Origin of the sequence: Klebsiella sp. ZJOU C1 (assembly GCF_035620215.1) — a bacterium.
In the GTDB taxonomy this organism is placed as follows: Bacteria; Pseudomonadota; Gammaproteobacteria; order Enterobacterales; family Enterobacteriaceae; genus Klebsiella; species Klebsiella variicola.
Window position 1 is genome coordinate 4,388,757 of sequence record NZ_CP141644.1, and the last position, 25,764, is coordinate 4,414,520.

The 25,764-nt window shown below is 59.1% G+C and carries 26 protein-coding genes; 5 read left to right on the forward strand and 21 right to left on the reverse strand.

Annotated features, from left to right (window positions below):
- The first annotated feature begins 10 nt into the window (after positions 1–10).
- Complete coding sequence (gene mutS, locus SPE70_RS20960; RefSeq protein ID WP_049153484.1) at positions 11–2,578, forward strand: DNA mismatch repair protein MutS; 2,568 nt, start codon at positions 11–13, stop codon at positions 2,576–2,578.
- Between the two features lie 118 nt (positions 2,579–2,696).
- Here mutS and SPE70_RS20965 read toward each other — a convergent pair whose 3' ends face one another.
- The 4 genes from SPE70_RS20965 to SPE70_RS20980 all read right to left on the reverse strand — a co-directional run bounded on the left by SPE70_RS20965 (position 2,697) and on the right by SPE70_RS20980 (position 5,455).
- Complete coding sequence (locus tag SPE70_RS20965; protein WP_002915097.1) at positions 2,697–2,849, reverse strand: Hok/Gef family protein; 153 nt, start codon at positions 2,847–2,849, stop codon at positions 2,697–2,699.
- 338 nt (positions 2,850–3,187) lie between these two features.
- On the reverse strand, positions 3,188–3,424 hold the full coding sequence (locus SPE70_RS20970; RefSeq protein WP_002915098.1) for a non-oxidative hydroxyarylic acid decarboxylases subunit D: 237 nt from the start codon (positions 3,422–3,424) through the stop codon (positions 3,188–3,190).
- 10 nt (positions 3,425–3,434) lie between these two features.
- On the reverse strand, positions 3,435–4,862 hold the full coding sequence (locus SPE70_RS20975; RefSeq protein WP_004205612.1) for a non-oxidative hydroxyarylic acid decarboxylases subunit C: 1,428 nt from the start codon (positions 4,860–4,862) through the stop codon (positions 3,435–3,437).
- Positions 4,862–5,455 (reverse strand): non-oxidative hydroxyarylic acid decarboxylases subunit B, encoded by a 594-nt coding sequence (locus tag SPE70_RS20980; protein WP_002915099.1) that lies wholly within the window; start codon positions 5,453–5,455, stop codon positions 4,862–4,864. The genes SPE70_RS20975 and SPE70_RS20980 overlap by 1 nt, the downstream gene beginning before the upstream one ends.
- Before the next feature lie 174 nt (positions 5,456–5,629).
- Here SPE70_RS20980 and SPE70_RS20985 point away from each other — a divergent pair, with 174 nt between their 5' ends.
- Positions 5,630–6,037, forward strand: coding sequence for a MarR family winged helix-turn-helix transcriptional regulator (locus tag SPE70_RS20985; protein ID WP_008806213.1), 408 nt, complete (start codon positions 5,630–5,632; stop codon positions 6,035–6,037).
- Positions 6,038–6,045: 8 nt separating this feature from the next.
- On the opposite strand, the gene SPE70_RS20990 is transcribed toward SPE70_RS20985, so the two are convergent.
- Complete coding sequence (locus SPE70_RS20990) at positions 6,046–6,933, reverse strand: LysR family transcriptional regulator (RefSeq protein ID WP_016161716.1); 888 nt, start codon at positions 6,931–6,933, stop codon at positions 6,046–6,048.
- Positions 6,934–7,041: 108 nt separating this feature from the next.
- Here SPE70_RS20990 and SPE70_RS20995 point away from each other — a divergent pair, with 108 nt between their 5' ends.
- Both SPE70_RS20995 and SPE70_RS21000 read left to right on the forward strand, forming a co-directional pair.
- Positions 7,042–8,244: an MFS transporter gene (locus SPE70_RS20995; protein ID WP_072122882.1), complete on the forward strand. Its 1,203-nt coding sequence runs from the start codon at positions 7,042–7,044 to the stop codon at positions 8,242–8,244.
- Positions 8,241–8,618 carry a DUF4440 domain-containing protein gene (locus tag SPE70_RS21000; RefSeq protein WP_012540739.1) on the forward strand — a complete coding sequence of 126 codons (378 nt, stop codon included), beginning with the start codon at positions 8,241–8,243 and terminating at the stop codon, positions 8,616–8,618. The genes SPE70_RS20995 and SPE70_RS21000 overlap by 4 nt, the downstream gene beginning before the upstream one ends.
- 52 nt (positions 8,619–8,670) lie before the next feature.
- Here SPE70_RS21000 and rpoS read toward each other — a convergent pair whose 3' ends face one another.
- From rpoS to cysG, 13 genes are all read right to left on the reverse strand, one after another.
- On the reverse strand, positions 8,671–9,663 hold the full coding sequence (gene rpoS / locus SPE70_RS21005; RefSeq protein WP_002915106.1) for an RNA polymerase sigma factor RpoS: 993 nt from the start codon (positions 9,661–9,663) through the stop codon (positions 8,671–8,673).
- A 157-nt stretch (positions 9,664–9,820) separates the two neighbouring features.
- Positions 9,821–10,957: a murein hydrolase activator NlpD gene (gene nlpD / locus SPE70_RS21010; protein ID WP_008806218.1), complete on the reverse strand. Its 1,137-nt coding sequence runs from the start codon at positions 10,955–10,957 to the stop codon at positions 9,821–9,823.
- 125 nt (positions 10,958–11,082) lie between these two features.
- A complete protein-coding gene (locus tag SPE70_RS21015) occupies positions 11,083–11,709 on the reverse strand; it encodes a protein-L-isoaspartate(D-aspartate) O-methyltransferase (RefSeq protein WP_008806219.1) in 627 nt (208 codons plus the stop codon).
- Positions 11,703–12,464: a 5'/3'-nucleotidase SurE gene (gene surE / locus SPE70_RS21020; RefSeq protein ID WP_016161720.1), complete on the reverse strand. Its 762-nt coding sequence runs from the start codon at positions 12,462–12,464 to the stop codon at positions 11,703–11,705. The genes SPE70_RS21015 and surE overlap by 7 nt, the downstream gene beginning before the upstream one ends.
- The gene (gene truD / locus SPE70_RS21025; RefSeq protein WP_012540736.1) at positions 12,445–13,494 is read right to left on the reverse strand and encodes a tRNA pseudouridine(13) synthase TruD; all 1,050 of its coding nucleotides are present in this window, start codon (positions 13,492–13,494) and stop codon (positions 12,445–12,447) included. The genes surE and truD overlap by 20 nt, the downstream gene beginning before the upstream one ends.
- On the reverse strand, positions 13,491–13,970 hold the full coding sequence (gene ispF, locus SPE70_RS21030) for a 2-C-methyl-D-erythritol 2,4-cyclodiphosphate synthase (RefSeq protein ID WP_008806222.1): 480 nt from the start codon (positions 13,968–13,970) through the stop codon (positions 13,491–13,493). Before ispF ends, truD begins: the two co-directional genes overlap by 4 nt.
- Positions 13,970–14,680, reverse strand: a complete 711-nt coding sequence (gene ispD / locus SPE70_RS21035) for a 2-C-methyl-D-erythritol 4-phosphate cytidylyltransferase (RefSeq protein WP_008806223.1) — start codon at positions 14,678–14,680, stop codon at positions 13,970–13,972. Before ispD ends, ispF begins: the two co-directional genes overlap by 1 nt.
- Positions 14,681–14,699: 19 nt before the next feature.
- Positions 14,700–15,017 (reverse strand): cell division protein FtsB, encoded by a 318-nt coding sequence (gene ftsB / locus SPE70_RS21040; RefSeq protein ID WP_002915156.1) that lies wholly within the window; start codon positions 15,015–15,017, stop codon positions 14,700–14,702.
- Between the two features lie 140 nt (positions 15,018–15,157).
- Positions 15,158–15,484, reverse strand: coding sequence for a DUF3561 family protein (locus SPE70_RS21045; protein WP_008806224.1), 327 nt, complete (start codon positions 15,482–15,484; stop codon positions 15,158–15,160).
- Positions 15,485–15,534: 50 nt separating this feature from the next.
- Positions 15,535–16,140 carry an adenylyl-sulfate kinase gene (gene cysC, locus SPE70_RS21050; RefSeq protein WP_002915158.1) on the reverse strand — a complete coding sequence of 202 codons (606 nt, stop codon included), beginning with the start codon at positions 16,138–16,140 and terminating at the stop codon, positions 15,535–15,537.
- Positions 16,140–17,567 carry a sulfate adenylyltransferase subunit CysN gene (gene cysN / locus SPE70_RS21055; protein ID WP_012967340.1) on the reverse strand — a complete coding sequence of 476 codons (1,428 nt, stop codon included), beginning with the start codon at positions 17,565–17,567 and terminating at the stop codon, positions 16,140–16,142. The genes cysC and cysN overlap by 1 nt, the downstream gene beginning before the upstream one ends.
- Before the next feature lie 9 nt (positions 17,568–17,576).
- A complete protein-coding gene (gene cysD / locus SPE70_RS21060) occupies positions 17,577–18,485 on the reverse strand; it encodes a sulfate adenylyltransferase subunit CysD (RefSeq protein ID WP_002915160.1) in 909 nt (302 codons plus the stop codon).
- A 9-nt stretch (positions 18,486–18,494) separates the two neighbouring features.
- Positions 18,495–19,901 carry a siroheme synthase CysG gene (gene cysG, locus SPE70_RS21065; RefSeq protein WP_162494494.1) on the reverse strand — a complete coding sequence of 469 codons (1,407 nt, stop codon included), beginning with the start codon at positions 19,899–19,901 and terminating at the stop codon, positions 18,495–18,497.
- Between the two features lie 246 nt (positions 19,902–20,147).
- Here cysG and SPE70_RS21070 point away from each other — a divergent pair, with 246 nt between their 5' ends.
- Positions 20,148–21,194 (forward strand): aminopeptidase, encoded by a 1,047-nt coding sequence (locus tag SPE70_RS21070; RefSeq protein WP_012540734.1) that lies wholly within the window; start codon positions 20,148–20,150, stop codon positions 21,192–21,194.
- Between the two features lie 72 nt (positions 21,195–21,266).
- Here the strand turns inward: SPE70_RS21070 and cysH are convergent, their stop codons facing one another.
- The 3 genes from cysH to cysJ form a co-directional block, all read right to left on the reverse strand.
- Positions 21,267–22,001 (reverse strand): phosphoadenosine phosphosulfate reductase, encoded by a 735-nt coding sequence (gene cysH / locus SPE70_RS21075; protein WP_008806238.1) that lies wholly within the window; start codon positions 21,999–22,001, stop codon positions 21,267–21,269.
- Positions 22,002–22,099: 98 nt separating this feature from the next.
- A complete protein-coding gene (cysI, locus tag SPE70_RS21080; RefSeq protein WP_008806239.1) occupies positions 22,100–23,812 on the reverse strand; it encodes an assimilatory sulfite reductase (NADPH) hemoprotein subunit in 1,713 nt (570 codons plus the stop codon).
- Positions 23,812–25,611, reverse strand: coding sequence for an NADPH-dependent assimilatory sulfite reductase flavoprotein subunit (cysJ, locus tag SPE70_RS21085; RefSeq protein WP_012540733.1), 1,800 nt, complete (start codon positions 25,609–25,611; stop codon positions 23,812–23,814). The genes cysI and cysJ overlap by 1 nt, the downstream gene beginning before the upstream one ends.
- Positions 25,612–25,764: the final 153 nt, after the last annotated feature.

Sequence of the window (25,764 nt, forward strand, 5' to 3'; positions counted from 1 at the left end):
TAAAATCAATATGAATGAAGACATTGATAAGGACTTCTCTAGCCACACCCCGATGATGCAGCAGTATCTCAAGCTGAAGGCGCAACATCCTGACATTCTACTGTTTTACCGGATGGGGGATTTTTACGAGCTATTTTATGACGATGCGAAACGCGCGTCGCAGCTGCTCGATATCTCGCTGACCAAGCGCGGCGCCTCCGCGGGCGAACCCATCCCGATGGCCGGCATCCCCCACCACGCGGTCGAGAACTACCTCGCCAAACTGGTCAACCAGGGCGAGTCGGTGGCCATTTGCGAGCAGATTGGCGACCCGGCCACCACCAAGGGACCGGTCGAGCGTAAAGTGGTGCGTATCGTTACGCCGGGCACCATCAGCGATGAAGCGCTGCTGCAGGAGCGCCAGGACAACCTGCTGGCCGCCATCTGGCAGGACAGCAAGGGCTTTGGTTACGCGACGCTGGATATCAGCTCCGGGCGCTTTCGCCTGAGTGAACCGGCCGACCGCGAAACCATGGCGGCAGAGCTGCAGCGTACTAATCCGGCGGAACTGCTGTATGCGGAAGATTTTGCCGAATCGTCGCTGATCGAGGGCCGCCGCGGTCTGCGCCGTCGCCCGCTGTGGGAATTTGAAATCGACACCGCGCGCCAGCAGCTTAACCTGCAGTTCGGCACCCGCGATCTGGTCGGCTTCGGCGTGGAAAACGCCCCACGCGGCCTGTGCGCCGCCGGCTGCCTGCTGCAGTATGTCAAAGACACTCAGCGCACCTCGCTGCCGCACATCCGTTCCATCACCATGGAACGCCAGCAGGACAGCATCATTATGGATGCCGCCACCCGCCGTAACCTCGAGATCACCCAGAATCTGGCCGGCGGCACCGACAACACCCTGGCCTCGGTACTCGACTGTACGGTGACGCCGATGGGCAGCCGGATGCTCAAGCGCTGGCTGCATATGCCGGTCCGCGATACCGCCGTGCTGGTGGAGCGCCAGCAGACCATCGGCGCGCTGCAGGAGCGCTATACCGAGCTGCAGCCGGTGCTGCGCCAGGTCGGCGATCTGGAACGTATTCTGGCGCGTCTGGCGCTGCGTACCGCCCGTCCACGCGATTTAGCCCGCATGCGTCATGCCCTGCAGCAGTTGCCGCTGCTGCGTGAGCTGCTGGCCGACGTTGACCGTCAGCCGGTGCAAAAATTGCGCGAGAAAATGGGCGAGTTCACCGAACTGCGCGAACTGCTGGAGCGCGCGGTGATTGACGCGCCGCCGGTGCTGGTCCGCGACGGCGGAGTCATCGCTCCGGGCTATAGCGAAGAGCTGGACGAGTGGCGGGCGCTGGCCGATGGCGCCACCGATTATCTCGATAAGCTGGAGATCCGCGAGCGCGAGCGGCTGGGCCTCGATACCCTGAAAGTCGGCTACAACGCCGTCCACGGCTACTACATCCAGATTAGCCGCGGCCAGAGCCACCTCGCGCCGATCCACTACGTGCGCCGCCAGACGCTGAAGAACGCCGAACGCTACATTATTCCTGAGCTGAAGGAATACGAAGATAAGGTGCTGACCTCCAAGGGCAAAGCGCTGGCACTGGAAAAACAGCTTTATGACGAACTGTTCGACCTGCTGCTGCCGCATCTCGCCGACCTGCAAACCAGCGCCAGCGCGCTGGCCGAGCTGGACGTGCTGGTCAACCTGGCGGAACGGGCGGAAACCCTGAACTACTGCTGTCCGACCTTTAGCGATAAGCCGGGCATTCGCATCAGCGAAGGCCGCCATCCGGTGGTCGAGCAGGTGCTGAAAGAGCCGTTTATCGCCAACCCGCTGCAGCTAGCGCCGCAGCGGCGGATGCTGATCATCACCGGGCCGAACATGGGCGGTAAAAGTACCTATATGCGCCAGACCGCGCTGATTGCGCTGCTGGCCTATATCGGCAGCTACGTCCCGGCGCAGAAGGTGGAGATCGGGCCCATCGATCGCATCTTTACCCGCGTCGGCGCGGCGGATGACCTGGCCAGCGGCCGCTCGACCTTTATGGTGGAGATGACTGAAACCGCCAATATTCTGCACAACGCCACCGAGCATAGCCTGGTGCTGATGGATGAGATTGGCCGCGGCACGTCCACCTACGACGGGCTATCGCTGGCGTGGGCCTGTGCGGAAAATCTGGCCAACAAAATCAAGGCGCTGACGCTGTTCGCCACCCACTACTTCGAGCTCACTCAGCTGCCGGAGAAAATGGAAGGCGTCGCCAACGTCCACCTCGACGCGCTGGAGCACGGCGATACCATCGCCTTTATGCACAGCGTGCAGGATGGCGCGGCCAGCAAGAGCTATGGCCTGGCGGTCGCCGCGCTGGCCGGGGTGCCGAAAGAGGTGATCAAGCGCGCGCGGCAGAAACTGCGCGAGCTGGAGAGCATCTCGCCCAACGCGGCGGCGACCCAGGTCGACGGCACGCAGATGTCGCTGCTCGCCGCCCCGGAAGAGACCTCGCCTGCGGTTGAGGCACTGGAGAATCTTGATCCCGACTCCCTGACCCCGCGTCAGGCGCTGGAGTGGATCTACCGTCTGAAAAGCCTGGTTTAGCCACCCATTAAGGTGAAAAACGGCAGCGCCGCTCAGCGCTGCCGTTTTAACAAACTAAAAATGGGTGCTAGAGGATGCGTCCTGACAACCCATACGCGGGGTTGCCCCCGCGCGGATGCTACTTCTTCGATTCGTAAGCGAGAACAGCTTTAAACTCAATATTACGCTCTTTAATACTCAGCTCGCATAGTGAGCTGTGCACCAACAGCGTAAATCCCAGTACCGTAATACAGAGTACGATGATTGCCACAAGGGCATATTTTGTCAGCATATCTTGCCTCCCTGCAAAGAAGAGACTAACATCTGAATTGTCGATGTTCATTCGCTAGCCTCAGTTGATAGAAATATCTCCTGGGGCTTTCGTCTGTCTGGGGTCCTGGTAATGCTCAAGGCCAGACAGCCTCAAGCACCCGCCGCTATTCTATACTCGTCAGGGCGTGAAATTTATCTGCAAGGAATTAATCAGACGGATTTTATAATAATCTGGAAGCAGGCTCGCAAAGTCATCCCAGTATATTAACCCCTCACGTAATTTTTTAATTTAATGAAAAAATAGCTTCCATAATTGTACTAAATATAAAAAAGGCCCGACTTAGCGGACCCCTTTTATTAACGCTTATCTTCCGGCAATAGCGGCGGTACGTGTGGCACCTGCGGTGCCTCATCAATATCTTTCTGCGTCATGCGGAACGCTTCCGGATAGTGTTCGCGACTGGTGCGGCGCAGCGGCTCGGTATCTCGCCAGGTGTAAAGACAGTGCTGGCACTGATACACGGTCCAGACCCCTTTCACCGGCGAGGTTGCCATCACTTCAATCTTTTCATCGGCGCAACGTGGACAAATCATCTTCTTCTCCTTATTTACGGTTGGCCAGCATAGCGGTCAGTTTTTCAGCCCAGGCTTTGGTTTCCGGCAGATCCTGCACCGGCTGGCTGTAGTGGCCGCGAAGGTCCGGCGCAACCGGGGTGGTGGCGTCGATAATCAGTTTGTCGGTGATGCCTGCCGGGCTGGAGCCTGGGTCAAGTTCAAGGACCGACATGTTCGGCAACTGCACCAGGTCTCCCGCCGGGTTAACCTTCGAGGAGAGCGCCCACATCACCTGTGGCAGGTTGAACGGGTCGACGTCTTCATCAACCATGATCACCATCTTCACATAGCCGAGGCCGTGCGGAGTGGTCATCGCCCGCAGGCCCACCGCGCGGGCAAAACCGCCGTAGCGTTTTTTGGTGGAGATGATCGCCAGCAGACCATGGGTGTACATGGCGTTGACCGCCTGTACTTCCGGGAACTCTGCCTTCAACTGCTGATACAGCGGCACGCAGGTCGCCGGGCCCATCAGATAGTCAATCTCGGTCCACGGCATACCGAGATAGAGCGATTCAAAAATCGGTTTGCTGCGATACGAGACTTTGTCGATACGCACTACCGTCATGTTACGACCGCCGGAGTAGTGACCGGTAAACTCACCGAACGGCCCCTCGATCTCACGCTTACGCCCTTCAATGACCCCTTCGAGGATCACTTCCGAACCCCAGGGCACGTCAAAGCCGGTCAGCGGCGCGGTGGCGATGGGATACGGGCTCTCGCGCAGCGCGCCAGCCATTTCATATTCTGATTGATCGTATTTCAGCGGCGTGGCGCCCATCAGGGTAATAATCGGGTCGTTACCGAGGGTAATAGCGATCGGCAGATCTTCCCCACGCTCTTCCGCTTTGTGCAGATGCAGCGCGATATCGTGCATCGGCACCGGCTGCAGACCGAGTTTGCGCTTGCCTTTCACTTCCATGCGGTAGATACCGACGTTTTGCTTACCGAAGTTGTCAGGATCAAGCGGATCGCGCGAAACGACACAGGCTTTATCGAGGTAGAAACCGCCGTCACCATCGTTGAGGCGGAACAGTGGCAGAATATCGAACAGGTTGATATCGTCGCCATCCACGGTGTTTTCCGCCCACGCCGGGTTGGCGCGGCGCTCTGGCGTCACCGGGAAGTTATCCCAGCGGCGAATGAATTCATCAATCTGCTTTTTCACCGGCGTGTTGGGCGGCAGGCCCAGCGAGATGGCATGGTTCTGCCACGAGCCGATGGTGTTCATCGTCACGCGGGCGTCGGTAAAGCCGCGAATATTATCGAACCACAGCGCCGGGGCGCCGTCGCCGATGCGTCCGGTCGCATTGGCGGCCGCCGCCAGATCGGGCTCAGCGTTCACCTCTTCACTGATTTTCAGCAGTTGTCCCTGGTCATCCAGCGCCTGCAAAAAGCTGCGCAAATCATCAAAAGCCATTATTCGATCTCCTGTGCAAATTGTTCTGCCGTGCGCAAGCCGTTCCAGCGGCGCGCTTTGTGATAGTCGAGGCCAAACTGATCCAGCACCCGGGTGACGATATGATTGGTGATATCGTCAACCGTCTCCGGGTGGTTGTAGTAAGCCGGCATGGGCGGCACCATCGCCACGCCCATGCGCGACAGCGCCAGCATGTTCTCCAGATGGATCGTGCTGAGCGGCATTTCCCGCGGGACCAGCACCAGCTTGCGCCCCTCTTTGAGCACCACGTCCGCCGCGCGGCCCACCAGCCCTTCGGCATAGCCCGCGCGAATGCCTGCCAGCGTTTTCATACTGCAGGGAATAACGATCATGCCGTCGGTACGAAATGAACCGGAAGAGATGGTGGCGGCCTGGTCTGCCGGGCTGTGGGAAAAGTCCGCCAGCGCGGCCACTTCGCGCGCTGTCCAGGGCGTTTCCAGCTCGATGGTGGTTTTGGCCCATTTCGACATCACCAGGTGGGTTTCCACCTCCGGCATATCACGTAGCGCCTGCAGCAATGCCACCCCAAGCGGAGCCCCGGTGGCCCCCGTCATCCCAATAATCAGTTTCATTCCAGACCTCATTCACTTTGTTCGTACACGAACTTTATATTTAAATTACCCTCTCCGGACGGGGATGACAAGATCGTTCGTATACGTGCGCATTTTTAATCAAAAACGCAGAAAGGGTATAAAATGGCGTACGAACGGCTATCATAGAGGTGACAGTTTTGTTACGGAGTATTCATGGAGTTACGAAACGAAGCATTTCACCTGCTGCGCCAGCTTTTTCAACAACATACCGCCCGCTGGCAGCAGGCGTTACCCGATCTGACTAAACCTCAGTATGCGGTGATGCGCTCGGTAGCGGAGCAGCCTGGTATCGAGCAGGTCGTGCTGATTGAAGCGGCGGTCAGTACCAAAGCCACGCTGGCGGAGATGCTCAGCCGGATGGAGGCGCGCGGCCTGGTGCGCCGGGAACACGACCCCGCCGATAAACGCCGCCGTTTTGTCTATCTGACCGAACAAGGCGAGGCGTTGCTTAACCGTTCGATTCCGCAGGGCAATGAGATCGATGACGAGTTTCTCGGCCGCCTGAGCGATGGCGAACGTGAACAGTTCACCCGGCTGGTGCGCAAAATGATGGCGCCCTGAACGGGCGCTTAACCGACCTTCTCGCGCAGGAAGTCAATAAACGCCCGCACCCGGGTCGGCATATGCTGCGCATCGGGATAAAGGGCATACACGCCCTGCTGTGGGAAATGGTATTCCGACAGGAGCGGCACCAGCTCCCGCTGCGCCACTTTTTCGGCTACCAGCCATGCCGGCAGCAAGGCGATGCCGCACCCGGCCAGGGCAAAGCTCATCAGCGCCGTAGCGCTGTCGGCTGAAAAGCGCGGCGCGCTGGCGATGGCGAAATCCACCTCTGTCTGTTGATCCGTGCGCAGCTGCCAGCGCAGCGGCGCCGACAGACGCTCATGAATAATCCAGTCAGCTTGCGCCAGATCGGACAGCGTCTGCACCGGATGGCTTGCCAGCCAGGCCGGAGAGGCGACGGGCAGGATCGCGAAACTGGCTATCCGCGTCGCCCGATAGCGGGAATCGGCCAGCGTACCGAGGCGTATCGCCACATCAAATCGTTCTGAAATGAGGTCCGCATGATGGGAGGACGAAACGTGGCGCACCCGCAGCGCCGGGTGACGACGGGCAAACGCGGCCAGCGCCGGAATGATAACCTGCGCGCCATACTCCGGCGTGGTGGTGATCCGCAGCTCGCCACTTAAGCCGGTATGGCTGGCCCGCACCTCATCCTGCAGATTTTCCGCCGCTTTCAGCAGCGCCACCCCGCGCTGATAGAACAGCGCCCCGGCGTCAGTGAGCCGCAGACGACGCGTAGAGCGCAGCAGCAGGGTCACCCCCAGCTCATTTTCCAGTTGCCGCACGTTAAAGCTGACCACCGCCTTGGTCTGCCCCAGCGCCGCAGCGGCCAGGGTGAAGCTGCCGGCATCCACCACGGCGATAAACATGGTCACACGCTGAAGATTAAGCATCGTCGTCCGGATGATTGTCAAAAATATTCAGACAGTATATCCCGACTAGCCCCGTTTATCCCCCATGGCACCGGGTTTACAGTAACCGCCTGTCTGAGGGAGTGAACCATGACCTATCGCCACCGCGTTGCCACCGTTTTTCTGTTCGGCTTTTTTCTCGATTTAATCAATATGTTTATCGCCAGCATCGCCTTCCCGGCCATCAGCCGCGCGCTGGCGGTTTCCGTCTCTCAGCTGGCGTGGGTCAGCAATGCTTATATTCTCGGTCTGACGGTCGTCGTACCGTTCAGTGCCTGGCTTAGTCAGCGCTGGGGGGCGAAACGACTGTTTTTACTCTCGCTGGGGCTGTTCAGCCTCGGCGCGCTGGCGGCAGGGCTTGCCAGTAGTCTCGGCGAGCTGTTTTTCTGGCGGACGCTGCAGGGGATGGGCGGCGGGCTGTTAATCCCCCTTGGCCAGGCATTGACGTGGCCGCTGTTTCAGCCGCATGAGCGGGCGAAACTGTCAGCGGCGGTGATGCTGGTCGGCCTGCTGGCACCAGCCTGCTCGCCGGCGATCGGCGGCCTGTTAGTCCAGGCCTTCAGCTGGCGCTGGGTCTTTTTCGCCAGCCTGCCTGTGGCTCTGCTAACCTTTGTGCTGGCGGTGCGATGGCTGGACGACAGCCCCGGTCCGGTTCGCCCGACTCGCTTTCTTCCGCTGTCGCTGCTGGCCGATCCCCTGCTGCGCTTCGCGATGCTGATCTACCTCTGCGTACCGGGGATGTTTATTGGCGTCAACGTGGTCGGGATGTTCTACCTGCAACGCGTCACCGGGATGGCGCCGGGGGCCATCGGTGCCCTGATGGTGCCCTGGTCGCTGGCCTCGTTCGCCGCCATCACCTTTACCGGCAGGTATTTCAACCGCTTCGGGCCCCGGCCGCTGGTCGTCATCGGCTGCCTGCTTCAGGCGGCGGGGATCCTGCTGCTGCTGAAGATCGATGCGCACAGCCCGCTGGTGCTGTTAATTCTGGCCTTTACGCTGATGGGCGGCGGCGGCAGCTTATGCAGCAGTACCGCGCAAAGCAGCGCTTTCCTGCATACGCCTGCCGAAGAGATGCCTGACGCCAGCGCGCTGTGGAATCTGAACCGCCAGCTCAGCTTCTTTGTTGGCAGCGCGCTGCTCGCCCTGCTGCTGAGGGTATTCCCGCCGGTCTACGCCTGGCAGGGGGTGTTTATTAGCGCCGCCGCCATCACCCTGTTGCCGCTGCTGTTTTGCCTGCGGCTGAACAATCGGGCGATTATCCATCGCCTGCACACCACACTGGAGAAGTCATGAACCCTTATCTGCAGGAAGTCCTCGACGCCCATGTCCTTATCGAACGCTGGTTAAGCCAGGGGGAAGGAAGCGCTGAGGCGCTGATGACACGTTTTGCCGCCGAATTCATCATGATCCCTCCGGGCGGCGAGAAGATGGACTACCCGGCGGTGAGCCGTTTTTTCCACCATGCGGGGGCAACCCGTCCGGGATTACACATCGTGGTGGATCAGGCGAAAATCATTAGCGAGTGGCACGACGGCGCCGCAGTGCTATACCGTGAAAGCCAAACGCTGGCTGATGGCAGTGAGAACGTACGCTGGTCGACGGCGATTTTTCAGCAAGCGGAAGGAAAAATGATCTGGCGTCATCTGCAGGAAACCCGACTCGGCTAGCGCAAAGAAAAAGGCCCCGACTGTCGAGGGGGCCTTTTTGAGAGAAAAGATCTTATTCGCGGAAGAGCGCTTCGATATTCAGCCCCTGCCCCTGCAGAATTTCCCGCAGGCGACGCAGACCTTCCACCTGGATCTGCCGCACACGCTCGCGGGTGAGGCCAATTTCACGGCCCACATCTTCCAGCGTGGCTGCTTCATAACCCAGCAGACCGAAACGACGCGCCAGAACTTCACGCTGCTTGGCGTTCAGTTCGAACAGCCATTTGACGATGCTTTGCTTCATATCATCGTCCTGCGTGGTGTCTTCCGGGCCGTTCTCTTTCTCATCGGCCAGAATATCCAGCAGCGCTTTTTCTGAATCGCCACCCAGCGGAGTATCCACGGAGGTGATGCGCTCGTTCAGACGCAGCATACGGCTGACGTCATCGACCGGTTTGTCCAGCTGTTCGGCTATCTCTTCCGCACTTGGCTCGTGGTCCAGCTTATGGGACAACTCGCGCGCGGTACGCAGATAGACGTTCAGCTCTTTAACAATGTGGATCGGCAAACGGATCGTACGGGTTTGGTTCATGATCGCCCGTTCAATGGTCTGGCGGATCCACCAGGTCGCATAGGTCGAAAAACGGAACCCACGTTCCGGGTCAAACTTTTCAACGGCGCGGATCAGTCCGAGGTTACCTTCTTCAATCAGATCCAGCAGCGCCAGACCACGATTGCTGTAACGACGGGCAATCTTCACCACCAGACGCAGGTTGCTTTCAATCATGCGACGGCGTGAAGCGACATCACCACGCAGTGCGCGACGCGCGAAATAGACTTCCTCTTCCGCGGTCAGCAGTGGGGAATAACCAATCTCTCCAAGATAAAGCTGAGTGGCGTCAAGTACGCGTTGTGTTGCGCCTTGCGACAGCAGCTCTTCCTCAGCCAGATCGCTATCACTGGGTTCCTCTTCTACTAAGGCCTTCTCGTCGAAAACCTCAATTCCGTTCTCATCAAATTCCGCGTCTTCATTTAAATCATGAACTTTCAGCGTATTCTGACTCATAAAGGTGGCTCCTACCCGTGATCCCTGAGCAAAGCACCTTCCACGGCACATCAACAAACGACGCCTGGACGATTTCCCCTGCCCTCTCTGTGAGAGGGACGTAGACACCGCCCTGGCGCCTGTTAGCTGATGCTTCGCTTATCCGTACTTTGCCAAATTATCGCTGCGGTAAGTACTGCAGCGGGTTGACGGATTTCCCCTTGTAACGAATTTCAAAATGTAATCTTGTTGAGCTGGTTCCGGTGCTACCCATGGTAGCGATTTTCTGCCCCGCTTTGACTTCCTGTTGCTCCCGAACCAGCATGGTATCGTTATGAGCGTAGGCACTCAGGTAATCATCGTTGTGTTTGATGATAATAAGATTACCGTAGCCGCGCAGTGCGTTACCGGCATAGACGACACGCCCATCGGCGGTCGCGACAATAGCCTGTCCCTTACTGCCTGCAATGTCGATACCTTTATTGCCGCCTTCCGCGCCGCTAAAGTTCTCGATAACCTTGCCATCAGTCGGCCAGCGCCATGATGAGATCGGCGAACTGGTTGACGTACTGCTTGCAGTCGGCTGGGTTGTGCTCACCGTTGTTGGTGCCGTCACCGGCGCGACAACCGTTGTGGTCGTGGTCGCTGGTTTATTATTAGGCAACATCTTGGTAGCACTCTGTTCACCTGAAGATTCAGAATACGTAATAGTCGGTTGTGAAGCAACCACCGCGGTCGATTTTTGTGCAGAAGTTGTGGTGGCTGTCGCACCGCCGCTCGCCCTTGCGCTGGCCTGAGAAACGGCGTTTTCACCAGTGATCGGCTGGCCTGAGGCGTTGCCGACCTGCAGCACCTGACCCACGTTCAGCGCGTACGGGGCCGGGACATTGTTGCGTTGCGCCAGGTCACGGAAATCGTTGCCGGTGACCCACGCGATATAGAACAGCGTGTCGCCGCGTTTGACCGTATAGGTACTGCCGCCGGTGTAGCTACCTTTCGGAATATCGCCATATTTGCGGTTGTAAACGATCTTACCGTTCACCGTCTGCACCGGCTCCTGCGCCATCGGCGTCGGCTGCGGCTGAATGGTCTGGGTCTGTACCGGCTGGATCGGCTGCGCCTGAGGAGCAGACTTGACGCCGGAGGATGGCGGCGTAATCAGCATGCCGGAGTTGGTGCTGGAAGAGGCGGCACCGCCGGCAGAGCTAACCGGCGCTGGCGGATTATTGGTGTTGGTACACCCGGCCAGCCAGAGTGAAACCAGTGAAAGAGCCGCAATACGGCTGACGGTAAATTTGGTGCTTCCCGCGCTCATTTATCCCCCAGGAATATGTTAACTGCCAATATCTTGCTTACCGGGCGGCGCCCGGCCAGGACACTGAAAAATGCGTCCACCCTACGCCTAAAGTCAGGCAAAAAAAACCTGGAATAATCCGGGTCTCAGGCCAGCTCCCCCTTCACCAGGGGAACAAAGCGAACGGCCTCGACGGTATCAATGATAAATTCGTTGCCCCGGCGACGGATCCGTTTGAGAAACTGATGCTCTTCGCCAACCGGCAGCACCAGCACGCCTTCGTCATCCAGCTGCGCCAGCAGCGCGGTTGGAATCTCCGGCGGCGCCGCCGTCACAATAATGGCATCAAACGGCGCCCGTGCCTGCCAACCTTGCCACCCATCGCCATGACGGGTTGAAACATTATGTAAATCAAGTTGTTTCAGGCGACGACGCGCCTGCCACTGTAAACTCTTAATCCGCTCCACCGAGCAAACGTGATGCACCAGGTGCGCCAGGATGGCCGTCTGGTAGCCGGAACCAGTGCCGATCTCCAGCACGCGCGACTCCGGCGTCAGCGTCAGCAACTCGGTCATCCGCGCCACCATGTAAGGCTGGGAGATGGTCTGCCCCTGGCCAATCGGCAGCGCGGTGTTTTCCCACGCTTTATGTTCAAAGGCTTCATCAACAAATTTTTCGCGCGGGACCCGCGCGATCGCCTCGAGGACACGCTCATCGACGATGCCCTGCGTGCGCAGTTGATTCAACAAACTTTCAACACGTTTACTTACCATTGCCCGTCAACCCCGACACGTTCCAGCCAATCGCTGACTACCTCATGCGCCTGATGGGCGGTTAAATCGACGTGCAATGGCGTCACGGAAACATAGCCTTCATCCACTGCCGCAAAATCGGTGCCCGGCCCGGCATCGCGCTTATCGCCCGGCGGGCCAATCCAGTACAGGGTGTTGCCGCGCGGATCTTTTTGCGGGATCACCTGGTCGGCCGGATGGCGGTTGCCGCAGCGGGTCACGCGAATGCCCTGGATTTGATCAAGCGGGAGATCCGGCACGTTGATGTTAAGGATCCGTCCGGTACGCAGCGGCTCGCGGCTTAAGGCGCGCAGAATGGTGCAGGTTACCGCCGCGGCGGTATCGTAATGCTGATAGCCGTTCAGCGACACGGCCAGCGCGGGGAACCCCAGATGGCGACCTTCCATCGCTGCGGCCACGGTGCCGGAATAGATGACGTCATCGCCCAGGTTGGGACCCGCGTTAATGCCGGAAACGACGATGTCCGGACGCGGGCGCATCAGCGCGTTCACGCCGAGATAGACACAGTCGGTCGGGGTGCCCATCTGGACGGCGATGTCGCCATTTTCAAAGGTAAACGTACGCAGGGATGATTCCAGCGTCAGCGAATTCGAGGCTCCGCTGCGGTTACGATCGGGTGCAACAACCTGGACCTCGGCAAACTCCCTTAAGGCCTTTGCCAGGGTCTGTATCCCCGGCGCATGGATCCCGTCATCGTTACTCAGCAATATTCGCATAGTCACCCGTTGTATTGATAAGCTCCCTGACCACGCTGGTGGCGAAGCTGCCCGCCGGCAGCCAGAAACGCAGTTCAACGGTTACGTCATCCCACCAGTTCCAGCTAAGCTGCTGCGGATAGAGGAGCATCGCCCGGCGCGCCGCCTCAACTTTCTCCCGCACCAACAGCGCCTGCAGCGACGTTTCTTCGGCGATGGCGGCCTGCTCGGCGGCCAGAGCGTCGCGCTGGCTTCCCCAGTCGCCGCTGCCCGGCAGCGCAGCCGTGATCATCAGTTCGCGGTTGTGCACCCGTGCCTGCGAAACCTCGAGTTCTTCCGGTGTGACGACAAACCAGCTCCCACGCCCCGCTAATTGTAGGGCATCGCCATCAACAACCTGATTAAATTCCGTTTTTTTTAATCTAATACTGACTTGCTGATTAAACAACGCACTGCGGGCCGCCGACAACCAAAAACTGCGCTTATTGCGATCGCGCACCGGCGCGTCGCTTTCCGCCCAGCGCAACGCGCCCTGCAGATTACTGCCGCCAATGCCAAAGCGCTGCGCGCCGAAATAGTTCGGTACGCCCCGTTCAGCGATGGCCTGCAGACGCGTCTCCACGTCCTGGCGATGGCTAATCTCGCGCAGGATCACGGTAAACTGGTTGCCTTTCAGCGCGCCTAAACGCAGCTTACGCTTATGGCGGGCATATTCCAGTACCTGGCAGCCCTCGAGCTGAAATTTGCTCAGGTCCGGCATCTCTTTGCCGGGCACCCGCGCGCACAGCCACTGCTCGGTGACGGCGTGCTTATCCTTTTGCCCGGCGAAGCTCACTTCACGGGCGTGGATCTTGAGGAATTTCGCCAGCGCGTCGGCGACAAAGCGCGTATTGCAGCCGTTTTTCAGGATCCGCACCAGCACATGTTCGCCTTCGCCGTCCGGCGCAAAGCCCAGATCCTCCACTACCAGAAAATCTTCCGGATTGGCTTTCAGCAGCCCGCTGCTCTGCGGCTTGCCGTGCAGCCAGGTCAGTTGGTCAAAGGCGATCATTTTTCGGCCTTACGCAGCAGCGCGACCGCTTCGCAGGCGATCCCTTCCCCGCGGCCGGTGAAGCCCAGCTTCTCGGTGGTGGTCGCTTTCACGTTGACGTCGTCCATATGGCAGCCGAGATCTTCAGCGATAAAGACGCGCATCTGCGGAATATGCGGCAGCATCTTCGGCGCCTGGGCGATAATGGTGACGTCGACGTTGCCGAGCGTATAGCCTTTGGCCTGAATACGACGCCACGCTTCGCGCAGCAGTTCGCGGCTATCGGCGCCTTTAAACGCCGGATCGGTATCGGGGAACAGTTTGCCGATATCGCCGAGCGCCGCGGCGCCCAGCAGCGCGTCGGTCAGCGCATGCAGCGCGACGTCGCCGTCGGAGTGGGCCAGCAGCCCTTTTTCATAAGGAATGCGTACCCCGCCAATAATGATTGGGCCTTCACCGCCAAAAGCGTGTACGTCAAAACCATGTCCAATTCGCATTAAGCTTTCTCCTGGTGTCGGGAACGGGTGAGGTAAAATTCAGCCAGCGCCAGGTCTTCCGGGCGCGTCACTTTAATATTATCCGCGCGACCGGCGACCAGTTGCGGATGGAAGCCGCAGTACTCCAGCGCCGAGGCTTCATCAGTGATGGTCGCCCCCTCGTTCAGCGCCCGGGTGAGGCAATCCACCAGCAGCTCGCGAGGGAAAAATTGCGGGGTGAGCGCATGCCACAGGTCATTACGATCGACGGTATGGGCGATCGCGGTTTTGCCCGGCTCGGCGCGCTTCATGGTGTCGCGCACCGGCGCCGCGAGGATCCCCCCGACACGGCTGGTTTCGCTGAGCGCCAGCAGACGGCTGAGGTCGTCCTGATGCAGGCAGGGGCGCGCGGCGTCATGCACCAGCACCCACTGCGCCTCCGGCAACGCCTTCAGGCCCGCGAGCACGGAATCGGCGCGCTCGGCGCCGCCATCCACGACGGTAATTTGCGGGTGCTGCGCCAGCGGTAGCTGGCTGAAGCGCCGATCGCCGGGGCTGACGGCAATCACCACGCGCTGGACGCACGCATTCGCCAGCAGTGCGGCGACGGCATGTTCGAGAATCGTTTTGTTACCGATTGAGAGATATTGTTTCGGGCATTCCGTTTGCATGCGGCGGCCAAAACCGGCTGCCGGCACCACGGCGCAAACGCCCGGAAAAGTGGCTGCCATGTCGTAATCCTGGGCCTGGTTATCGATTGTTCTGCTGTTGTCCCGATGCCTGGTTGCGTTTAGACGCATCCGGTACCAGACGATAGAAGGTTTCGCCCGGGCGGGTCATACTGAGTTCATTGCGCGCGCGCTCCTCGATCGCTTCCTGCCCGCCGTTGAGGTCGTCAATTTCGGCAAATAGCTGATCGTTGCGTGCTTTTAATTTGGCGTTAGTCGCCTGCTGGGCGGTGACGTCGTCGTTAACCCGCGTGTAGTCGTGCAGGCCGTTTTTACCGAACCACAGTGAATACTGTAGCCAGACCAGCAAAGCTAATAATAGCAGCGTTAGTTTACCCATCCTGCCCCCTGAAAAACGGCATCATCATCCCAAAACTCGCCCGGGTACGCTACCGGGGCGCGCGGACGATGCCGCGTAACGCGGGGACTGTACCATATTTTTGCTGCCGATACCCATGCTTGATTCATCCCGGAAACGGGTTATCCCAACAGCCAGAGGAAGAGTAGCGCAAACATCAGCCCGACGGTCAGGATGGTCGCGCTGGCGCTATAGAGCAGTTTGCCATTGAGCAGAGAGTGCAGCGCAATACCGACCACTACCGCCACCGGCATCAACGCAAGGAAGAACGGCCAGGTGTAAAGGAGGAAGAAGAGCGTATTACTGCCATAGAGAAGGAAGGGAATACCCAGCGCCAGCAGCCATGAAATAAAGCCCACGGCAGCGCCCGACAGAGACCAGGTGGTCTCGTCGCCGATCGCCGGAGGCGGTTCTGAACGAATAATACTGAGGTTCTGGGTATTGCGCATATCGAATCCTGTAGACCGGGCAACCGGCACCCCTCGATGCCGCTGCCGTTTCAGGATCTGATAATATCGCTCTGTTGCAGCAGGTCTAATAGTTGGTGCACCAAATTTGTTACCAATTGTTCACCATCCAGATGAATTTCCGCCTTTTCCGGTGCCTCATAGACCGAGTCTATGCCGGTGAAATTGCGTAATTCCCCTGCCCGCGCCTTCTTGTATAATCCTTTCGGATCCCGCGCCTCGCAGATGGCCAGCGGGGTATCGACGAACACTTCGATAAAGCGTCCCTCCCCCAGGCGCTCGCGCACCATCTGCCGTTCCGCGCGGTGTGGTGATATAAATGCCGTCAATACCACCAGCCCGGCATCGACCATCAGCCTGGCCACTTCGCCGACGCGGCGAATGTTCTCTTTACGATCCTCATCACTGAATCCCAGATCGCTGCACAGACCATGGCGCACGTTGTCGCCGTCCAGCAGATAGGTACTGACGCCGCGCTCATGCAGCGCCTCTTCCAGCGCCCCGGCGACAGTGGATTTACCCGACCCCGAAAGGCCGGTAAACCACAGCACCACGCCGCGATGGCCGTGATGCTGCTCCCGCTGCTGCTGAGTCACAGGATGGGCATGCCAGACGACGTTTTCGTCATGCTGGGCCATTATTGGCCTCCCAGCAGGTCGCGGGCGTCCCAGTGCGGGAAGTGTTTACGGATCAGCTGGTTCAGCTCCAGCTCGAAGGCGCTGTACTGCGATGCCGAGGTCGACGCCTGCAGGTGCGGCTCGTTGACCATCCCGGCGCCCACGGTGACGTTGGTCAGGCGATCGATAAAGATAAGCCCGCCGGTCACCGGGTTTTGCTGATACGGATCCAGCACTAAAGGTTCGTCAAAGGTCAGCTCCACCAGCCCAATGCCGTTCAGCGGGAGAGACTCGACTTCACGCTGGGTCAGGTTGTTAATATCGACCTGGTAGCGGATAGCGTCGACGCGAGCGCGGGTCTTCTTCCCGGCGATTTTGATGTCGTAGCTCTGGCCCGGGGTCAGCGGCTGCTCAGCCATCCACACCACGTCGATGCTGGCGCTTTGCACCGCCGGCAGCGAGGCTTGCGCGTCAACCAGCAGGTCGCCGCGGCTGATGTCGATTTCATCTTTCAGCACAAGGGTAATGGCTTCGCCGGCGGCGGCTTCCTGCAGGTCGCCGTCGAAGGTGACGATACGCGCCACGCTCGATTCAACGCCCGACGGCAGCACCTTCAGACGCTGGCCAACGGTAACCGTACCGGAGGCGACCGTGCCGGAGAAGCCGCGGAAATCGAGGTTCGGACGGTTAACATACTGCACCGGGAAGCGCAGCGGCTGGCTCTCGACCACCCGCTGGATCTCCACGGTTTCGAGGACTTCCAGCAGGGTCGGGCCACTGTACCACGGGATGTTCGCGCTCTGGCTGGCGACGTTATCGCCTTCCAGCGCCGACAGCGGTACAAAGCGGATATCGAGGTTGCCCGGCAGCTGCTCGGCGAAAGTCAGATAATCTTCCCGGATCTCGTTGAAGCGCGCTTCGCTAAACTCGACGAGATCCATTTTGTTGACCGCTACCACCAGGTGTTTAATGCCCAGCAGCGTCGAGATAAAGCTGTGACGGCGGGTCTGGTCGAGCACGCCTTTGCGCGCATCGATCAGCAGGATCGCCAGGTCGCAGGTTGACGCGCCGGTGGCCATATTGCGCGTGTACTGCTCGTGCCCCGGGGTGTCGGCGATGATAAATTTGCGTTTTTCGGTCGAGAAGTAGCGGTAAGCGACATCGATGGTGATGCCCTGCTCACGCTCAGCCTGCAGGCCGTCCACCAGCAGCGCCAGGTCCAGTTTTTCGCCCTGGGTACCGTGACGCTTGCTGTCGTTGTGCAGAGACGACAGCTGGTCTTCATAGATCTGGCGCGTATCGTGCAGCAGACGGCCAATTAAGGTGCTTTTGCCATCATCGACGCTGCCGCAGGTCAGAAAACGCAGCAGGCTCTTGTGCTGTTGCGCGTGCAGGTAAGCTTCTACGCCGCCTTCATTAGCAATTTGTTGGGCAATTGTGGTGTTCATGGCGGCTCCTTAGAAATACCCCTGACGTTTCTTCAGCTCCATCGAGCCGGCCTGGTCGCGGTCAATCACGCGGCCCTGACGTTCACTGGTGGTCGATACCAGCATCTCTTCAATAATTTCCGGCAGCGTCTGCGCTTCAGACTCCACTGCGCCGGTCAGCGGCCAGCAGCCAAGGGTACGGAAACGCACCATCCGTTTTTCAATCACTTCGCCCGGCTGCAGATCGATACGGTCGTCATCGATCATCATCAGCATACCGTCGCGCTCCAGCACCGGGCGCTCAGCGGCCAGATACAGCGGCACGATTTCAATATTTTCCAGATAGATGTACTGCCAGATATCCAGCTCAGTCCAGTTGGAGAGCGGGAAGACGCGGATGCTTTCGCCTTTGTTAATCTGGCCGTTGTAGTTGTGCCACAGCTCCGGACGCTGATTTTTCGGGTCCCAGCGGTGGAAGCGGTCGCGGAAGGAGTAGATGCGCTCTTTCGCGCGGGATTTCTCTTCGTCGCGACGCGCGCCGCCGAACGCGGCGTCAAAGCCGTATTTGTTCAGCGCCTGCTTCAGGCCTTCCGTTTTCATGATATCGGTATGCTTAGCGCTGCCGTGGACAAACGGGTTGATGCCCATCGCCACCCCTTCCGGGTTTTTATGCACCAGCAGCTCACAGCCGTAGGCTTTAGCAGTACGGTCGCGGAACTCATACATCTCACGGAATTTCCAGCCGGTATCGACGTGCAGCAGCGGGAACGGCAGGGTTCCCGGATAAAACGCTTTGCGCGCCAGATGCAGCATTACGCTGGAATCTTTCCCGATGGAGTACATCATCACCGGGTTAGAAAATTCGGCGGCCACCTCACGAATAATATGGATGCTTTCCGCCTCCAGTTGCCGCAGGTGAGTGAGTCGTTTTTGGTCCATAACCGTTCCTTAAGCCAGATTGACCACCGAAGCGTTAAACCCCTCGGCGGATGATGTATGTTGAAACCAGGCGAGCTGCTGATGCAGCTGCACCACTTCGCCGACCACCAGCAGGGCAGGCATCGGGGCGTCTTTCGCCAGGTGTTCGAGTTGTTGCAATGTGCCGGTTATCGTCTGCTGATCGTCGCGGGTACCGCGGGAAATCACCGCGACCGGCGTAGCGCTGTCGCGACCGTGGGCGATCAACTGCGCGCTGATTTCCGCCGCCTTCATGGTGCCCATGTAGATCGCCAGCGTTTGTTGGCTCTTCGCCAGCAGCGACCAGTCGAAGGGGGCGCTGTCCGGCTTGTAGTGGCCGGTGACAAAGACGGCGCTTTGCGCATAGTCGCGATGGGTCAGCGGAATACCGGCGTAGGCCGTCGCCCCGGCAGCAGCAGTGACGCCAGGCACCACCTGGAACGGGATCCCCGCTTCGGCGGCAGCCTGCAGCTCTTCTGCGCCGCGGCCAAAAATAAACGGATCCCCGCCCTTCAGACGCACGACGGTTTTCCCTGCCTTCGCCGCCGCCACCAGCAGCTGATTGGTTTCATGCTGCGGCACCGAGTGCTCGCCGGCGCGTTTGCCGACACAGATCAGCTCGGCATCACGGCGCACCAGCTCGAGAACCGGCGGGGTCACCAGGTGGTCGTGGAAAACCACGTCCGCCTGCTGGATCGCCTGCAAGCCGCGAAGGGTCAGCAGCCCGGCATCGCCCGGCCCGGCGCCCACCAGAATAATTTCTCCCGTCTCGCGTTCGGGCTTATCCAGCTCATCCTGCAGCGCCTTTTCCGCCTCCGCATGATTGCCCGCCACCATCAGGCTGGCAAAGCGGCCGGTGAAGACGCGTTCCCAGAAGCGGCGACGCGCTTCGGTGGTCGTCAGACGAGTTTTCAGATGGTTACGCCAGTAGCTCGCCGATTCCGCCAGCCGCCCGAGGTTCGTCGGCAGCAGCGCTTCAATTTTCTCGCGCAGAATGCGCGACAGCACTGGCGCTTTGCCGCTGGAGGAGATCGCCACGAGCAGCGGCGAACGGTCGACGATAGAAGGGAAGACAAACGAGCACAGCGCCTGGTTATCCACCACGTTGACCAACCGGTAGCGCGCGTTAGCCGCCGCAAACACCCGCTGGTTAAGCGCCTCATCCTCCGTGGCCGCAATCACCAGAAAGACATCATCCACCAGCGACTCGCTAAATTCCGTCGCCCGCCAGCTAAGCGCCTGGCGCGCCGCCAGATCGGCCAGCGCCGGAGAGAGCGTCCCGGCGACCACCTGCACCTGCGCCTGGGCGCGCAGCAGGAATTTAATCTTGCGTTCAGCAATCTCATCGCCGCCGATCACCAGCACGGGCCTTTGTTTCAGTTCGGCAAAAAGGGGCAAGTAATCCACGGCGCAACAACTCTCTTACAATCAGCGATACTGCGACTATAGGGTGCGCCTGAGAGCAAATGAAATTACGAAATGGAATGAGTTGTGACGCAAAGGAATAACGCTGTGGAAATACAAATATCAAAAAGTGCTTAACGCGCTATTTTTCCGCTATTTAAGAGCAATTGAAATTGTTTAACCGCGGTCACAGTTTCATACTGTACGCGTCAAATTGTCTTGTTCGTGTAAGGACCCCTTATGTTTTCCGCGTTGTGCCGCCGTCTGCTTCCTCTGGCGCTCGGCACCGGTTTTGTTTTCGCCGCCGCCCCCGCTTTCAGCGCGCTGGGCGACACCGCCAGTAGCCAGGCCCGTCATATCGCCACCGTCTTCCCGGGACGAATGACCGGAACACCAGCCGAGATGTTGTCAGCCGAGTACCTCCGCCAGCAGTTCGCCCAGATGGGTTATCAGAGCGACGTGCGCAGCTTCAATACCCGCTACATCTATACCGATAACAATCAGCGTAAGAACTGGCATAACGCCACCGGCAGTACGGTGATCGCCGCCCATGAAGGCCAGTCCCGCCAGCAAATCATTATTATGGCGCACCTCGATACCTACGCGCCGCAGAGCGATAAAGACGTGGAGAACAACCTTGGCGGCCTGACGCTGCAGGGAATCGACGACAACGCGATGGGGCTCGGCGTGATGCTGGAGCTGGCGGATCATTTAAAGAATATCCCCACCCGCTATGGCATTCGCTTTATCGCCACCAGCGGTGAAGAGGAAGGTCGTCTCGGGGCGCAAAATCTGCTACAGCGCATGAGTGAGGCGGAAAAGAAAAATACCCTGCTGGTGATCAACCTCGATAATCTGGTGGTGGGCGATAAGCTTTACTTCAACAGTGGCCGCCGCACGCCGGCCTCGGTGCGTAAGCTAACCCGCGACCGCGCGCTGGCTATCGCCCGCAGCAAGGGGATTGTCGCGGCGACCAATCCAGGACTGAACCCAGCATACCCAAAAGGCACCGCCTGCTGTAACGACGCCAGCGTCTTCGACAGCGCGGGGATCCCGGTACTGTCGGTCGAGGCAACCAACTGGTCACTCGGCAAAAAGGATGGCTATCAGCAGCGCCAGAAATCCCGCGCCTTCCCGGACGGCACCAGCTGGCATAGCGTGCAGATTGATAATCAGCAGTATCTCGACCACGCGCTGCCGGGACGCATAGAACGCCGCAGCCGCGAGGTAGTGAAAGTGATGCTGCCGCTGGTGAAAGAGCTGGCGAAGGTGGAGAAGAAAAGCTGATACGCACAAAAGAACGCGCGGTATCACCCGCGTGTTCTTCTTGAATTATCACCCAAAGAAAGCGCTAACAGCTTAACCCTCGTGCAATCCGCACTCGCGTTTAAGCCCGAAGAACCGGGTCTCTTCTTCTGCCATGCCTGGCTCCCATTTGCGGGTGGTGTGGGTATCGCCTACCGACAGATAGCCCTGATCCCACAGCGGGTGGTATTTCAGCCCGTGCTTTTGCAGGTACTGATACACCGTCCGGTTATCCCAGTCGATAATCGGCAGCACCTTGAACACCCCGCGCTGGATAGCCAGCACCGGTAAGGTCGCCCGGCTACCGGACTGCTCGCGGCGCAGACCAGCGAACCAGGTCTGGGTATTGAGCTCTTTCAGCGCCCGGTTCATCGGCTCGACTTTGTTGATCTCATTGTATTTCTCAATGCCCTCAACGCCCTGCTCCCACAGCTTACCGTAACGCGCCTCCTGCCAGGCGGCGCTCTCCTGCGCCCGATAGACCTTCAGGTTCAGCTTGAGCTTGTCGGTTAACTCATCGATAAACTGATAGGTTTCCGGAAACAGATAGCCGGTATCGGTGAGGATCACCGGAATATCCGGGCGCAGCTGATTCACCAGGTGCAGACTCACCGCCGCCTGAATGCCAAAGCTGGAAGATAAAGCATACTCGCCAGGCAGATTTTCCAGCGCCCACGCTACGCGTTCTTCGGCGCTGAGCTTCTCCAGCTTCGCATTGGTCTCCGCCAGCGCCAGGATACGTTCCACTTTCGGCAATGCATTAAGCGCGTTTAGATCGAGTACGGACATATAAACCTCGTTTGCCTGTTTTACCGGGCGGCACTGCGTTTGCCCGGCCTACGGGTTTTACAGGCCCGGGTCGCTACGCGCCACCGGGCACCAGGATGTTATTCCCAGAAATCGCGGGCTGGGTCGAGCACCGGGCGAATGATGCCCGCACGCACCGTAAAGTCGCCGAAGCCTTCACCCGCTTCGCGCTCTTTCGCCCAGCGCCCTACCAGTTCGTCTAGCGAGTCGAGAATTTCCGACTCGGTAATATTCTCACGGTACATCCGCGGGATGCGGGTGCCGCTGCGGTTACCGCCAAGGTGCAGGTTGTAGCGCCCCGGCGCTTTGCCCACCAGTCCCACTTCCGCCAGCATCGCGCGGCCGCAGCCGTTCGGGCAGCCGGTGACCCGGGTGACGATATGCTCATCGCTCACGCCGTGCTTGTTCATCACCCCTTCCACCTTGTCGATAAACGACGGCAGGAAACGTTCGGCTTCCGCCATTGCCAACGGGCAGGTCGGGAAGGAGACGCAGGCCATCGAGTTTTCGCGCTGCGGAGTAACGGCATTCATCAGACCATGATCCCGCGCCAGCTTCTCGATCCGCGCCTTCTGATCTTCCGGTACGCTGGCAACGATCAGGTTCTGGTTGGCAGTGATGCGGAATTCGCCTTTATGGATCTTAGCAATCTCCAGCAGGCCAGTCTTCAGCGGACGACCCGGATAATCGAGAATGCGGCCGTTTTCAATAAACAGCGTCAGGTGCCATTTGTCATCAATCCCCTTCACCCAGCCGATGCGGTCGCCGCGGCCGGTGAATTCGTACGGGCGGATCGGCTCAAACTTAATGCCGGCCCGGCGCTCCACTTCCGCCTTGAAGGTTTCGACGCCAACGCGCTCAAGGGTGTACTTGGTTTTCGCATTCTTACGGTCGGTACGGTTGCCCCAGTCGCGCTGGGTAGTCACGACCGCTTCCGCCACCGCCAGAGTATGCTCCAGCGGCAGATAACCGAATTCGCTCGCCGTGCGGGCGTAGGTTTTCTTGTTGCCGTGTTCGATAGAGAGACCGCCGCCCACCAGCAGGTTAAAGCCTACCAGCTTGCCATTTTCGGCAATCGCCACGAAGTTCATGTCGTTAGCGTGCAGATCGATATCGTTCTGCGGCGGGATCACCACCGTGGTTTTAAACTTACGCGGCAGATAGGTCTGACCGAGGATCGGCTCTTCGTCAGTAGTGGCGACCTTTTTCTGATCCAGCCAGATCTCGGCATAAGCGCGGGTACGCGGCAGCAGATGCTCGGAGATCTTTTTCGCCCACTCGTAGGCCTCAGCGTGCAGCTGCGACTCGTACGGGTTGGAGGTGCACAGCACGTTACGGTTCATATCGTTGGCGGTGGCCAGCGCATCCAGCCCCACCGAGTGCAGCATCTGATGCACCGGTTTCACGTTCTTTTTCAGAATGCCGTGGAACTGGAACGTCTGCCGGTTGGTCAGACGAATACTGCCGTAAATGGTGTTGTCCGCGGCAAACTTATCGATCGCCTTCCACTGGGTGGTGGTGATCACCCCGCCCGGCAGACGGCAGCGCAGCAACATCGCATGGCGCGGCTCCAGCTTCTGGGCGGCGCGTTCCGCGCGGATATCGCGATCGTCCTGCTGGTACATGCCGTGGAAACGGATCAGCAGGAAGTTATCACCTTTAAAACCGCCGGTCAGACCGTCGTTTAAATCTTCCGCAATGGTGCCGCGCAGGTAGTTGCTCTCAAGCTTCATGCGCTCGGCATCGGTCAGTTTACCTTCGACCACTAAAGGCCCCGGATGTTTTTCGCTCATTAGTAGACATCTCGCTGATAACGGCGCTCAACGCGCAGCTCACTTAAAAATTCGTCCGCCGCTTCGGCGTCCATCGCGCCGTATTCGGCAATCACTTCCAGTAACGTATGCTCCACGTCTTTCGCCATACGATTGGCGTCGCCGCAGACATAAATGTGGGCGCCATCATTGATCCAGCGCCACAGCTCGGCCCCCTGCTCGCGCAGTTTGTCCTGTACATAGACTTTTTGTTGTTGATCGCGGGACCAGGCCAGGTCAATACGGGTCAGCAGACCTTCCTTCACATAGCTCTGCCACTCTACCTGATAGAGGAAATCTTCAGTGAAGTGCGGGTTGCCGAAGAACAACCAGTTCTTGCCTTGCGCCCCGTCCGCTGCGCGCTGCTGCATAAAGGCGCGGAACGGCGCAATGCCGGTGCCCGGGCCAATCATGATCACCGGCGTCTCCGGGTTAGCCGGCAGACGGAAGTTGTCATTGTGTTCAATAAAGACGCGGACTTCGCCATCTTCTTCCACACGGTCGGCGAGGAAGCTGGAGGCACCGCCAGCCCGGGCGCGGCCTTCTATTTCATAGCGCACCACGCCCACGGTGACATGCACTTCGCTCTCCACTTCCGCCTGTGAGGAGGCAATGGAGTACAGGCGCGGCGTCAGCGGACGCAGCAGACCGATTAACGCCTCGGCGTCCAGCTGTGCCGGCGAGAAACGGACCATATCGACGATCGGCGTCGCAGCAGCATACTGCTGCAGCTGAGCTTTATCGCCCACCAGCGGCAGCAGCGATTCGCTGCGGGTCAGGGTGGCGTAGTTTTCGACGATAGTCGCGGTGTTAACCGTCAGCTCAAAATGCCACTCCAGCGCTTCCGCCAGCGGCAGAGTTTTGCCATCAACGGTTACCGGCTCGTCGCCCTTCAGCCACAGCAGCTCCACCAGCTCTTTGACCAGCTGAGGATCGTTTTGATACCAGACCCCCAGCGCGTCGCCCGGCTGATAGCGCAGACCGGAATCACCGAGGTCAATTTCGATATGGCGCACATCTTTTTCGGAATCGCGGCCAGTGATTTTCTGGTTGACCGACAGGGTCGCCGACAGCGGAGCCTCTTTGGTGTACGGGCTGGTATGGATGTCGTTCACCGCGCCGCTGGTGGCCAGCTGGGCGGGCGCGGCAACTGGCGCACGGGCTTTCAGCACCTCAACGACGCGCGCGCGCCATTCCGCAGCCGCGGTCTGATATTCGACGTCGGCATCGACGCGATCGAGCAGGCGTTCCGCGCCGAGCTCGGCCAGCTTGCTGTCGAAATCTTTGCCAGACTGGCAGAAGAATTCATAAGAAGTATCGCCGAGGCCAAAGACAGCGAACGCGGTCCCGTCCAGCTTCGGCGCTTTTTTCGAGAACAGGAACTTATGCAATGCGACCGCTTCTTCCGGCGGCTCACCTTCCCCCTGGGTGGACGTCACGACCACCAGCAGTTTTTCCGCAGCAATTTGTTTGAATTTATAATCGCCTGCATTCACCAGCTTCACGTTCAGCTTCGCTGCCAGCAGATCGTCGCGCAGCGCTTCGGCGACGCGGCGGGCATTGCCGGTTTGCGAGGCGGAAATCAGCGTGATCGAGGGCACCTCAGCGGCCTGGGCAGGAACGGCCACAGCCGCGCCGGACTGCTGATTCAGCACGCCCCAGAAATAGCCAGACACCCAGGCAAGCTGAGTGGGCGTGAAGTCAGTGGTGGCCGCCTGAAGGCGCGCCAGTTGCTCCGGGTTGAGCGGCAGCAAGTTGGAAGGTGTGGCCTGTGTCGTCATGCGTCGTTTGTTCCAGTAAGCAAAGCTGTTGTTCGCGCCCTGTCAGCGCGACAAAAACAGAAGAGAATAGAAGGGTAACGGTGCTGATAGTAACAATTAAAGAAGGGATGGAAATAATAAATAACCAAATGGACTAACCTGTTTTAGTTGTAG

Excerpts from the sequence above, each read along its gene's own strand:
- mutS (WP_049153484.1), top strand. The coding sequence starts at position 11 with ATGAATGAAGACATTGATAAGGACTTCTCTAGCCACACCCCGATGATG.
- SPE70_RS20965 (WP_002915097.1), bottom strand. The coding sequence starts at position 2,849 with ATGCTGACAAAATATGCCCTTGTGGCAATCATCGTACTCTGTATTACG.
- SPE70_RS20970 (WP_002915098.1), bottom strand. The coding sequence starts at position 3,424 with ATGATTTGTCCACGTTGCGCCGATGAAAAGATTGAAGTGATGGCAACC.
- SPE70_RS20975 (WP_004205612.1), bottom strand. The coding sequence starts at position 4,862 with ATGGCTTTTGATGATTTGCGCAGCTTTTTGCAGGCGCTGGATGACCAG.
- SPE70_RS20980 (WP_002915099.1), bottom strand. The coding sequence starts at position 5,455 with ATGAAACTGATTATTGGGATGACGGGGGCCACCGGGGCTCCGCTTGGG.
- SPE70_RS20985 (WP_008806213.1), top strand. The coding sequence starts at position 5,630 with ATGGAGTTACGAAACGAAGCATTTCACCTGCTGCGCCAGCTTTTTCAA.
- SPE70_RS20990 (WP_016161716.1), bottom strand. The coding sequence starts at position 6,933 with ATGCTTAATCTTCAGCGTGTGACCATGTTTATCGCCGTGGTGGATGCC.
- SPE70_RS20995 (WP_072122882.1), top strand. The coding sequence starts at position 7,042 with ATGACCTATCGCCACCGCGTTGCCACCGTTTTTCTGTTCGGCTTTTTT.
- SPE70_RS21000 (WP_012540739.1), top strand. The coding sequence starts at position 8,241 with ATGAACCCTTATCTGCAGGAAGTCCTCGACGCCCATGTCCTTATCGAA.
- rpoS (WP_002915106.1), bottom strand. The coding sequence starts at position 9,663 with ATGAGTCAGAATACGCTGAAAGTTCATGATTTAAATGAAGACGCGGAA.
- nlpD (WP_008806218.1), bottom strand. The coding sequence starts at position 10,957 with ATGAGCGCGGGAAGCACCAAATTTACCGTCAGCCGTATTGCGGCTCTT.
- SPE70_RS21015 (WP_008806219.1), bottom strand. The coding sequence starts at position 11,709 with ATGGTAAGTAAACGTGTTGAAAGTTTGTTGAATCAACTGCGCACGCAG.
- surE (WP_016161720.1), bottom strand. The coding sequence starts at position 12,464 with ATGCGAATATTGCTGAGTAACGATGACGGGATCCATGCGCCGGGGATA.
- truD (WP_012540736.1), bottom strand. The coding sequence starts at position 13,494 with ATGATCGCCTTTGACCAACTGACCTGGCTGCACGGCAAGCCGCAGAGC.
- ispF (WP_008806222.1), bottom strand. The coding sequence starts at position 13,970 with ATGCGAATTGGACATGGTTTTGACGTACACGCTTTTGGCGGTGAAGGC.
- ispD (WP_008806223.1), bottom strand. The coding sequence starts at position 14,680 with ATGGCAGCCACTTTTCCGGGCGTTTGCGCCGTGGTGCCGGCAGCCGGT.
- ftsB (WP_002915156.1), bottom strand. The coding sequence starts at position 15,017 with ATGGGTAAACTAACGCTGCTATTATTAGCTTTGCTGGTCTGGCTACAG.
- SPE70_RS21045 (WP_008806224.1), bottom strand. The coding sequence starts at position 15,484 with ATGCGCAATACCCAGAACCTCAGTATTATTCGTTCAGAACCGCCTCCG.
- cysC (WP_002915158.1), bottom strand. The coding sequence starts at position 16,140 with ATGGCCCAGCATGACGAAAACGTCGTCTGGCATGCCCATCCTGTGACT.
- cysN (WP_012967340.1), bottom strand. The coding sequence starts at position 17,567 with ATGAACACCACAATTGCCCAACAAATTGCTAATGAAGGCGGCGTAGAA.
- cysD (WP_002915160.1), bottom strand. The coding sequence starts at position 18,485 with ATGGACCAAAAACGACTCACTCACCTGCGGCAACTGGAGGCGGAAAGC.
- SPE70_RS21070 (WP_012540734.1), top strand. The coding sequence starts at position 20,148 with ATGTTTTCCGCGTTGTGCCGCCGTCTGCTTCCTCTGGCGCTCGGCACC.
- cysH (WP_008806238.1), bottom strand. The coding sequence starts at position 22,001 with ATGTCCGTACTCGATCTAAACGCGCTTAATGCATTGCCGAAAGTGGAA.
- cysI (WP_008806239.1), bottom strand. The coding sequence starts at position 23,812 with ATGAGCGAAAAACATCCGGGGCCTTTAGTGGTCGAAGGTAAACTGACC.
- cysJ (WP_012540733.1), bottom strand. The coding sequence starts at position 25,611 with ATGACGACACAGGCCACACCTTCCAACTTGCTGCCGCTCAACCCGGAG.